The organism is Cellulosimicrobium sp. NPDC055967, assembly GCF_042269845.1.
GTDB lineage: Bacteria > Actinomycetota > Actinomycetes > Actinomycetales > Cellulomonadaceae > Cellulosimicrobium.
Genome location: NZ_JBHJYJ010000002.1, coordinates 459730 through 468324 on the forward strand (window position 1 = coordinate 459730; position 8595 = coordinate 468324).

Annotated in this window: 7 protein-coding genes and 1 riboswitch; of the genes, 4 read left to right on the forward strand and 3 right to left on the reverse strand. The window is 75.6% G+C overall.

Annotated elements, in window-relative coordinates:
* Positions 1–4: 4 nt before the first annotated feature.
* Positions 5–1687: a bifunctional phosphoribosylaminoimidazolecarboxamide formyltransferase/IMP cyclohydrolase gene (gene purH / locus ACFC2L_RS04810; RefSeq protein WP_375823152.1), complete on the reverse strand. Its 1683-nt coding sequence runs from the start codon at positions 1685–1687 to the stop codon at positions 5–7.
* Positions 1688–1746: 59 nt separating this feature from the next.
* A riboswitch (ZMP/ZTP riboswitch) is annotated at positions 1747–1835 on the reverse strand.
* Positions 1836–1839: 4 nt separating this feature from the next.
* Positions 1840–3264, reverse strand: a complete 1425-nt coding sequence (locus ACFC2L_RS04815) for an MFS transporter (protein WP_375823153.1) — start codon at positions 3262–3264, stop codon at positions 1840–1842.
* A 101-nt stretch (positions 3265–3365) separates the two neighbouring features.
* Here ACFC2L_RS04815 and ACFC2L_RS04820 point away from each other — a divergent pair, with 101 nt between their 5' ends.
* Positions 3366–3956 carry an ArsR/SmtB family transcription factor gene (locus ACFC2L_RS04820; protein ID WP_375823154.1) on the forward strand — a complete coding sequence of 197 codons (591 nt, stop codon included), beginning with the start codon at positions 3366–3368 and terminating at the stop codon, positions 3954–3956.
* Here ACFC2L_RS04820 and purN read toward each other — a convergent pair.
* A complete protein-coding gene (gene purN / locus ACFC2L_RS04825; RefSeq protein ID WP_375823155.1) occupies positions 3953–4594 on the reverse strand; it encodes a phosphoribosylglycinamide formyltransferase in 642 nt (213 codons plus the stop codon). The two genes, ACFC2L_RS04820 and purN, sit on opposite strands and share 4 nt — an antisense overlap.
* Positions 4595–4774: 180 nt before the next feature.
* On the opposite strand from purN, the gene ACFC2L_RS04830 reads away from it, so the two are divergent.
* The 3 genes from ACFC2L_RS04830 (at position 4775) to ACFC2L_RS04840 (ending at position 8374) form a co-directional block, all read left to right on the forward strand.
* Entirely contained in the window at positions 4775–5398 is a 624-nt protein-coding gene (locus ACFC2L_RS04830) for a hypothetical protein (RefSeq protein ID WP_375823156.1), read from the forward strand.
* Between the two features lie 86 nt (positions 5399–5484).
* A complete protein-coding gene (locus ACFC2L_RS04835) occupies positions 5485–6825 on the forward strand; it encodes a M20/M25/M40 family metallo-hydrolase (RefSeq protein WP_375823157.1) in 1341 nt (446 codons plus the stop codon).
* A gap of 58 nt (positions 6826–6883) precedes the next feature.
* A complete protein-coding gene (locus ACFC2L_RS04840) occupies positions 6884–8374 on the forward strand; it encodes an MFS transporter (protein ID WP_375823158.1) in 1491 nt (496 codons plus the stop codon).
* The last annotated feature ends 221 nt before the right edge of the window (positions 8375–8595 follow it).

Genomic DNA, 8595 nt, shown 5'->3' on the forward strand with positions numbered 1-8595 from the left:
TGGGTCAGTGCGCGAAGTGGCGCGTGCCCGTGAAGTACATCGTCACGCCCGCCGCCTGCGCGGCCTCGATCACCTCGGCGTCGCGGATCGAGCCTCCCGGCGCGACGACGGCGCGCACGCCCGCGTCGAGCAGGATCTGCAGGCCGTCGGCGAAGGGGAAGAACGCGTCGGACGCCGCGACGGCGCCGCGCGCGCGCTCCTCGCCGTCGGCGAGGGTGTTGGCGCGCTCGACCGCGAGGCGGCACGAGTCGACGCGGTTGACCTGCCCCATCCCGACGCCGACGGCCGCCCCGTCGCGCGCGAGGAGGATCGCGTTCGACTTCGCGGCGCGGATCGCGCGCCACGCGAACGCGAGGTCGGCGAGCGTCGCGTCGTCGGCGGCCTCGCCCGTCACGAGAGCCCAGTGCTGCGGGTCGTCGCCGCCGGTGACGGTCCCGTCGGCGTCCGTGACGACGGCGTCGACCCGGTCGGTGCTCTGCACGAGCAGCCCGCCGCTCACGGGGCGAGTCTCGACGGTCGTCGTCGGCGGGGCGTCGACGACGAGGAGGCGGATGTTCTTCTTGGCCCGGAGGATCTCCAGCGCCTCCGGCTCGAAGCCGGGCGCGACGACGACCTCGGTGAACACGGGCGCGATCTGCTCCGCGGCGGCCCGGGTGACGACGCCGTTGGCCGCGATGACGCCGCCGTAGGCCGAGACGGGGTCGGTCGCGTGGGCGCGAGCGTGCGCCTCGGCGATGTCGGTGCCCACCGCGATGCCGCACGGGTTGGCGTGCTTGATGATCGCGACGGCGGGCGCGTCGTGGTCGTGCGCGGCGCGCCACGCGGCGTCGGCGTCGACGTAGTTGTTGTAGCTCATCGCCTTGCCGTGCAGCTGCGTCGCCTGGGCGAGGCCGCTCGCGCCGTGGCCGTGGGTGTAGAGCGCGGCGCGCTGGTGGGGGTTCTCGCCGTAGCGCAGCACGTCGGAACGGTCCCACGTGGCGCCGATCCACGCAGGGAACCCGGTGCTCACGGTCTCGCCGTCCGTCTCGATCGCGTCCGTCGGCGCCACGACGTTACCCATCCACGACGCGACGGCGACGTCGTACGTCGCGGTGTGCACGAACGCGGCGGCCGCGAGCGCCTTGCGCTGGGCGTAGGTGAAGCCGCCCGCCTGCACGGCCGCGACGACGTCGTCGTACCGCGCCGGGTCGACGACCACGGCGACGCTCGGGTGGTTCTTCGCGGCCGCGCGGACCATCGAGGGACCGCCGATGTCGATCTGCTCGACGACCTCGTCCGGCCCGGCGCCCGACGCGACGGTCGCGGCGAACGGGTAGAGGTTGACGACGACGAGCTCGAACGGCGCGATGCCGAGCTCGTCGAGCTGCGCGAGGTGGTCGGCCTTGCGCGAGTCCGCGAGGATCCCGGCGTGCACGCGCGGGTGCAGGGTCTTGACCCGGCCCTCGAGGCACTCGGGGAACCCGGTGAGGTCCTCGACCTTCGTCACGGGAACGCCCGCGCCGGCGATCGTCGACGCGGTGGAGCCGGTGGAGACCAGCTCCACGCCTGCCGCGTGGAGCGCGGTGGCGAGCTCGACGAGGCCCGTCTTGTCGTAGACGCTCAGGAGCGCGCGCCGCACGGGGCGCTGCGCGTCGTCGGCGAGCTGGACGTCGGGGGCGGAAGGCACGTGCGGGGCCGGGTGGGACATGACGAGGGGCTCCTCTGGGTCGCGGTCGCCGCGTCGACGGACGCCGACGCGAGGCAGAACCCAGGCGCCCAGGCGGTCGACGCTCCAGCAGGTAGATCCGGCCGCTCCCCGGTGGTCGTTCCCACCCTCGCCAGTCGCGTCCGCCGCCCAGTCTACCGGCCCGTCCCGACCGGGCCGGGCTCCTCCGGCACGACGCCCGAGGCGGCGAGTGCGGCCGCGTCGCCGGCCCAGGTGTCGGGCGTGCCGACCTGCCAGAGCGACCGGACGGTGCTGAGGACGGCGACGGTGACGACGAGGAGTCCCGCGAGCGCCACGAGCGCGGTGCCGAGCCCGAACCGGTCGAGGAGCCCGCTGCCGACGAGCGGGACGAGGGGCCCGGCGGCGAGGCCGGTGAGGCCCAGGACGGACGAGAGCCGTCCCTGGAGCTGCGCCGGGGTGATCGCGGCCGCGTAGCCGGACAGGCACGCGTTCGCCGCGGGGACCAGCAGGAGCGCGGGCGGGAGCAGGACGACGTACCCGACGTACGTGTGCAGCGCCGCCATCGCGGCGGCGCCCGCCGCCAGCGTGGCGAGCGCGGCGACCACGAGGGTCCCCGCCCGGACGCGGGCGACGAGCCGCGGCGCGAGGACCGCACCGGCGAGGACGCCCACGCCGACCGCGAGGTCGACGAGGCCGATGAGGACGGGCGCGGTGCCGGTGCGCACCAGCTCGAGGTTGATCCCGACCATGAGCCCGCCGAACGCGACGTTGATGACGACGAACAGGCCGAGCAGCGCGCGGAACAGCGGCACGGACCACACGAACCGCAGACCCTCGCGCAGCGCCTCCGCGGGGCGGGTCGCGCGGGCCGCGGCGACGTCGCCGTTGAGCGGCTCGCGCACGAACCACGTGCAGACGGCGGTGGCCAGGTGCCCGACCGCGGCCCCGGCGAGCGGTACGGCGTGCGCGACGGCGTACAGCACCCCGCCGAGCGGCCCGGCCAGGAGGCTCGCGACGGCGTCGCGGCCCTGCACGGCCGCGAGCGCCGTCGGCAGCTGCGGCACGGGCACGACCGAGCGGAACGCCCCGCTCGTGGCCGGGTCGACGAGCGCCCCCACCACCGAGGCCCCGAAGAGCACGGCCGCGAGGTGCCAGGCGGTGAGCGACCCGAGTCCCGCGGCGAGCGCGACGGTCGCCCACAGCGCCGCGCCGACGCTCGCGGCGACCGTGATGAGCCGGCGCCGGTCGACCCGGTCCGCCACGACCCCGGCCGGCAGCGTCGCGAGGAGCGCCCCGAGCTGGCCGACGGCGGCGACGACGCCCGCCTGCACGACCGATCCCGTGATCCCGTAGGCGACGAGCGGCACCGCGAAGAGCGCGACGCCCGCGCCGAGCGACTCCGCCGTCATCCCCGTCATGAGCAGCATGTACGACCTGTTGCGCAGGAGCGACGACGGGACGGCACCGTCGGGGGCGGCGACCGGTGAGAAGACGTCCGGCGCTTCGGCGTCCGGGACGGCGGGGTCGGAGGCAGCCGCCGTCGGCGACGGGCCGGTGGGCGGGTGGTCCTCGACCGAGGTGGCCGACGGGTTCGTCATGGCACGAACCTAGTTGCGCAACCTCCATTGCGCAATAGTCGTTGCGCACTTGCTGTGCACGCCTCAGGCTGTGCGGCCCTGGGCGTTGCTAGCCTCGGCCTGTGCTCGAGACCTTCCGCGTCCAGGACCCCGCGGCGCTGCGGGCCATCGCGCACCCGCTGCGCCAGCGCATCCTCATGGAGCTGGCCGTCCTCGGGCACGCGCGCGCCGCCGACCTCGCCCAGGCCACCGGCGAGCCCGCGAACTCCGTGAGCTTCCACCTCCGGGTGCTCGCCAAGGCCGGGATGATCACCGAGGCCCCCGAGCACGCGCGCGACCGCCGGGACCGGGTGTGGAAGAACGTGGCCCAGAGCTACGCGGTAGAGCCCGGGACGCCCGACGCGGTGCGCCACGTGGTGCGCCCGGCGCTGGCCTGGGCCGAGGAGACCTTCCGCCGCGGGAGCGCCACCGGTCCGCGCGACGACCGGATCCTCGCCCTCAGCACGCTCGTGCTCACGGCCGAGCAGGCGGCCGCGATGTCCCAGGAGATCGCGGAGCTGCTCGAGCGCTGGACCGCGCGCTCGCTCGAGGAGGGGCGGTCGGCGCCGCAGGAGCGCCGCGAGACCTACCAGGCCCTCGCCGTGCTCGCGCCGCGCGACCTCCCGCCCGCGGACGACGCCACCGGCGACGACACGGAGAACCCCGGCGCCTAGCCCAGCAGCGCCCGGCGACCGTCGACGCGCAGGCCCTCGCGCGCGGCGCGACCGACCGTCTCGACGAGCAGCGCGCGCTCCGCGACCTTGATGCGCTCGTGGAGCGACGACTCGTCGTCGCCGTCCTCGACCGGGACGGCGACCTGGGCGATGATCGGGCCGGTGTCCACGCCGTCGTCGACCACGTGGACGGTGCAGCCGGTGACCCGGACGCCGTACGCGAGCGCGTCCCGGACGCCGTGCGCGCCCGGGAACGACGGCAGGAGCGCGGGGTGCGTGTTGATCGTGCGGCCCGCGAAGCGCCCGACGAACGCCGGGCCGAGGACGCGCATGAACCCGGCGAGCACCACGAGGTCCGGCCGGAAGACGTCGACCGCCTGCGCGACCGCCTCGTTCCAGGCGGCCCGGTCGTCGAAGTCCCCCGGAGCCACGACGACGGCGGCGATCCCGGCCTCGCGCGCGAGGTCGAGACCGCCCGCGTCGGCCTTGTCCGACACGACGCCCACGACGCGCGCCCCGTAGGCGGCGTCGTCGTGCGCGGCGAGGATCGCGGCGAGGTTGCTGCCGGCGCCCGAGACGAGGACGACGACGCGGGCGGCGGAGGTGGACTCGACGGTGTGGCCGGACGGCGTCTGCACGGTGCTCCTGCGGGGTTCGGGGTGGCTCAGGGGTGGCTCACGGGTGGCTCGGGGATGGCTCGCGGTGCCTCAGGGTGGCGCGAGCGCCGGGCTCGGCGGGCGGAGCGGGCACCCTCCCGGGCACCCGGTCCCCGATGGGAGAATGTACCGCGAGCCGCCCGACCGACCGAGGAGCTGCCCGTGGGCAACCCGTACGCACCGCCCCGTCCCGACGCGCCGCAGCAGCCTCGTCCCGAGTCGCCGCAGCCGCCGGAGGGGGGCGCGCGTCCGGGCGCGCCGGTGCCGCCGGGCACCACAGGCCCGGGCGTGCCGCTCCCGCCTCCTCCTCCGCCCGGCCGGCCGGACCTGCCGACGTCCGGGGGCGGCCGTCCTCCGGCACCGCCCGAGCCCCCCGAGCCGGACCCGGAGCTCGCGCGGCAGGCGACGCGGCGCGTGCTGCACTTCGGCCTGCTCCTGCTGGCCGTCATCGTCGTGAGCACGATGCCGTTCCCGTGGCAGGCCGTGAGCCTCGCGCTCGCGCTCGGGGCGATCGTCGTGGGCGTCCGCGCGCTCGTGGCCGTGTGGCGGGCGCGGGTGCGCGGCGCGCTCGTCCCGGCGCTGGGCATCGGGGTCGGGCTCTCCGCGATGCTCGCGCTCCAGATGGTCTCGACGCTCGTCACGTGGGACGTCGCGCTGGCGCACCAGCAGTGCCTCGACGGCGCGATCACCGTCTCGGCGGAGAAGCGCTGCGACGTCGAGCGCACCCACGCGCTCGAGGAGAAGTTCGCGCGCTGGTTCCCCACGCCCGCACCCGCGTCGTCGTGACCCCCGAGGTCTGCCCGCGACCACCCGAGGCCCAGGCCTGAGACTCCGTCACCTACTCGTGGCATCGAGTCTCTAAGGTGGGCCCCATGACGACCGCGTCCGTGACCCCTCGGCCCGGTGCCGACGAGCGCCTCGCCCGGCTCATCCGGATCCCCACGGTGTCCGCCGAGCTGGAGGAGCGAGGTCTCGCGCCCTTCGACGAGCTGGTCGACCTCCTGCCCGAGCTCTACCCCCTGGTCCACGAGCACCTCGACCGCGAGCGCATCACCGACCTCGGGCTGCTCTACCGGTGGCGCGGCCGGTCCGGCGAGGCGCCGCTCGTGCTCATGGCGCACTACGACGTCGTCCCGGTGGACGAGAGCGACGCCTGGACGCACCCGCCCTTCGAGGGGCGCGTCGCCGACGGCTGGGTCCACGGGCGCGGCGCGCTCGACGACAAGGGGCCGCTCGTCGTCGTGCTCGAGGCCGTCGAGAACCTGCTGGCCGCGGGCTTCACGCCCGCGCGGGACGTCTACCTGTCGTTCGGCGGCAACGAGGAGTCGCACGGCGCGGCCGCCGCCGCGATCGCGACGACCCTGCACGACCGCGGCGTGATCCCGTGGCTCGTGCTCGACGAGGGCGGCGCGGTCACGGACTCCCCGCTCCCCCTCGTCCCCGGGAGCGCGGCGATGATCGGCGTCGGTGAGAAGGGGGTGCTCACGCTGCGCCTCACGGCGCGCGGCGAGGGCGGGCACGCGTCCGCCCCGCCCACGACGACGGCGGTCCGGCGGGTCGCGCGGGCCGTCGATCGGCTCGGCCCGCGCACCTTCCCGGCGCGGACGCCCGTCGCGATCTCCCGCATGCTCCGCCTCTTCTCGGACCGTGCGACCGGGCCGGCCCGCACCGCGCTGCGCGCCCTGGCCGCGGCGCCGCCCGTGTCCGCGCGGACCTTCGCCGCGATGGGCGGCGAGGCCGCGGCGATCGTCCGCACGACCGTCGCGCCGACGATGCTCACCGGCGGCACGGCCGCGAACGTGCTGCCGTCGCAGGCGTCCGCGACCGTCAACCTGCGGATCGCGCTCGGCGAGACCGTGGCGGGAACCGTCGAGCGCGTCCGCCGGCGCGTGGCCGACCCGCAGGTCGAGATCGAGGTCGTCGAGGCCGACGAGCCGTCCCCCGAGTCCCCCGTGGACGACGAGCGGTTCGCCCTCCTCGCGGCGTGCGTGGGCGTCTCGCACCCCGACGCGCTGCCGGCCCCGTACATCACGATGCAGGCGACGGACGCGCGACACTTCCACCGGTTCGCGCCCGCCGTGTACCGGTTCGCACCGCTCGCGATGTCCGCCGAGCTGCGCGCGACCATCCACGGCGTCGACGAACGCGTCGAGGTCGCCGAGCTCGAGCGGGGGGAACGGTTCCACCGTGCCCTGCTCGAGCGGCTACCCTGACGCTCCCCCACCTCACGGGGCACGCGACGGCGCGTGCCCCCACGCAGAAGGAGCAGCGATGGCTCGCTCGCGCACCGGGCGCCTCGCGGGTTCGACCCTCGCCGGCGTCGTCGGGTTCCTCGCCTTCGTCGAGCTGACGAGCGGCGTCCTCCAGGGCTACTACACGCCGATGCTCACGGACATCGCGCGGCACCTCGGCGTGCACGACGCCGACGTGAACTGGCTCGAGGGCTCCCAGCTCATGCTGTCCGCGCTCGTCGTGCCCGCGCTGGCCAAGCTCGGCGACATGGTCGGGCACCGGCGCATCCTCCTGTGGTCGACGGCGGTGACCGCGGCCGCGTCGCTCGTCCTGCCGTTCACGGACTCGTTCGCGGTGTTCCTCGTGGCGTGGGCCGTGCAGGGCTTCTACGTCGTGTGGCTGCCCTTGGAGATCGCGCTCGTGTGGTCGCGCGCCCGGCGCCTCGCGAACCCCGCCGCGGTCACTGCACGGGCCGCGGGAGTCCTCGTCGCGGCGCTCGAGACCGGCGCGATCGTCGGCGCGCTCGTGGGCGGCGCGCTGGTCGACGCGCTGCCGCTGCGCGTCGTGCTCCTCGTCCCGGCGCTGCTCGTCGTCGTGTGCTTCGTCGTCGTGCTGCTCGGCGTGCAGGAGTCGCCCGACCCCGCAGGCGGGCGCTTCGACACCGTCGGGCTCGTGCTCGTCTCGCTCGCGCTCCTCGCGCTGACCGGTGGCCTCAGCCTGCTGCGCCTCGAGGGCGTCGCCGCGGTCGCACCCTGGGCGCTCGTGGTGCTCGGCGTCTTGGTGCTGTGGCCGTTCGCCCGGTGGGAGCTGCGCCAGGACGACCCGCTCGTCGACGTGCGCATGTTCCGCTCCCCCGCGCTCGGCCCGGTGTTCCTCACCGCCGGCCTGTTCGGCGTCTCCGTGCTGGGCGCCCAGGCGCCGCTGTCGACGTTCGCCCGCACCGACCCCGCCGAGCACGGGTACGGGCTCGGCACGACCGGCTTCCAGACGTCCCTGCTCATCGGCGTCTACCTCGTCGGCATGATCGTCGGCGCGCTGTCCTACCCCCGCGTCGCCCGCCGTGCGACGCCGCGCCTCACCCTGGTCGGTGCGTCCACCCTCGTGGGCGTCGGCTTCCTGCTCTTCCTGCCGTTCCACGCGACGTACGCGAACGTGCTCACCAACATGGTCGTCGTCGGGCTCGGCTCCGGCGCGCTCGTGGCGGCGCTGCCCGCTGCGGCCGCCGCCGCCGCTCCGCCGACGCTCACCGGCGTCGCGACCGGCCTCACGAACTCCGTGAAGACCGTCGGCGGCGCGATCGCGTCGTGCGTCTTCGGCATCGCGCTCGCGGGCGCCGCGCTCCAGGGCGGCGCGACCGGGAGCACGGCCGGCTCGTTCGGCGGGTACGTCACCGTCTGGGTCGTGTGCGGCACGACGGCGCTCGTCGCCGCGGTCCTCCTCCTCGCCGTCGTGCCGCGCCAGGCCTTCACCGACCCCGCCGCCGCAGCCCCCGTCGAGGGCGCGCCCGCGATCACGTCACCGACCGCCTGAACCTCCCGAGATGACCCTCGCTCAGCCGGCGAGAACCGCGGTCCGCCGAGGTAGAACGCTGGTTGGCCGAGGTAGAGCGGTGGTTCTTGTGTTCGACGGCGTGTGGTCGGGTTGGGTGGGCGGGGTGGGTGGTGGTGCCGCGTCTACCATCCCCCCCCCCCCGAACGAGCCGCCCAACCCCCCCGCCCCCCACCACCCCCCCACCCCAACCACCCCCCCCC

What these genes read in the sequence shown, in the direction of transcription:
- ACFC2L_RS04835 (WP_375823157.1), top strand. Translation starts at nt 5,485, where the DNA reads ATGACGACCGCGTCCGTGACCCCTCGGCCCGGTGCCGACGAGCGCCTC.
- ACFC2L_RS04815 (WP_375823153.1), bottom strand. Translation starts at nt 3,264, where the DNA reads ATGACGAACCCGTCGGCCACCTCGGTCGAGGACCACCCGCCCACCGGC.
- ACFC2L_RS04840 (WP_375823158.1), top strand. Translation starts at nt 6,884, where the DNA reads ATGGCTCGCTCGCGCACCGGGCGCCTCGCGGGTTCGACCCTCGCCGGC.
- purH (WP_375823152.1), bottom strand. Translation starts at nt 1,687, where the DNA reads ATGTCCCACCCGGCCCCGCACGTGCCTTCCGCCCCCGACGTCCAGCTC.